This is a genomic window from Vibrio sp. HI00D65 (genome assembly GCF_001635455.1).
Classification (GTDB): domain Bacteria; phylum Pseudomonadota; class Gammaproteobacteria; order Enterobacterales; family Vibrionaceae; genus Vibrio.
The window spans coordinates 1-1207 of the sequence record NZ_LWEH01000478.1 but is presented as its reverse complement, the minus strand read 5'-3'; the positions used below and the strand labels follow the sequence as shown (position 1 = coordinate 1207).

The following is a 1207-nucleotide window of genomic DNA, read 5'->3' as shown; positions in this document are numbered from 1 at the left end:
AAGGCAGCGAAGGCTTAATCAGTCACTGGAACAAGCTTCCAAGAAAACAAAAGCAAAGCTCACACCTTGTCTCTTGTTTCGTAAAACAACTGATCGCCCGTAAAGCCGATGCAGAAGCTTTTACAGTTATCAAAGAGAACATTGCTAAAACAGGTTCAAACGAGCTCTACATGCTACTTCCAGAGCTGAATCTTGCTGATCACCACCCAGTGGTTGTTATGTTAGAGCGCGCTATCAGCAAAGATAGCAATAATGCAGAAGCACACAGTGCATTAGCTCAGTTCTACTTAAGAGAACAGAACTGGGCAGAAGCACAAAACCACTTCGAGAAGGCTCTGGCACTACGCTCAAATGTATCAGATTACGGGTACCTATCAGATGCACTAGAGAAGCAGAACCTAACCAAAGCAGCCCATGAGGTCTCTCGTAAGGCACTCGCTCTAGTTCAACCAGCTTAAATCCCTCTGCATAATTAAGAAGCCGATGCCCAGCATCGGCTTTTTTGTATCTACAAATTCCCTTTCAGCCAGCCCAACCTCCCACCCAGATCAAAGTCATCTAGACCAATCACTTAAGTAAGATTAAAGAGCATCAAGAGATACCACTTCAATTAAACCCCTCAATAGCGCTTAGCGAAGCATTAGTGCCAATTCTAATAAGACTATCAAAATAACCCCCGCCCCATCAGATACGATTAGAGGGAGCAAATATCCACAATATTACAAAATTCATTACTAGGATGATAAGATTTTAGTCGTAATAATTAGGCTTATGTTCAATTGCGTAATGAACAGGGAAGCGGGCTGAGCCTTTGTCGAATGCTTTCGACTGCAGCACGAAACACTATTCTTCAGGTACAGGAAAGGCGCGCTATTTCTAGTGAAGCTTCTAAATCAAAATCGTAATGGCTGAGGTTATATGCGAGAGGAGATTATTAGACAAAGAGTAAACAAGCAGTACCTAGAAACGACGAAAGCCTATTCGTAAGACTAGGCTTTCTAAAAGGTGTGATGTAGTTGAGTTATCATTCTACCTATTTACCAATCGGTTACTAAATATAGCCAGATACAGCATACATTTTTGATAGATGTAAAAAAGCCCTGCTATTTCTAGCAGGGCTTTTATAATAAGTGGCGGAGTGGACGGGACTCGAACCCGCGACCCCCGGCGTGACAGGCCGGTATTCTAACCAACTGAACTACCACTC

1 protein-coding gene is annotated in these 1207 nt (G+C 42.9%); it reads left to right on the top strand.

What is annotated here, in order from left to right; all coding sequences use genetic code 11:
* A partial coding sequence (locus tag A3712_RS22920) for a heme biosynthesis protein HemY (RefSeq protein ID WP_157618861.1) occupies positions 1–458 on the top strand: 458 nt, incomplete at its 5' end.
* Positions 459–1207 lie beyond the last annotated feature (749 nt).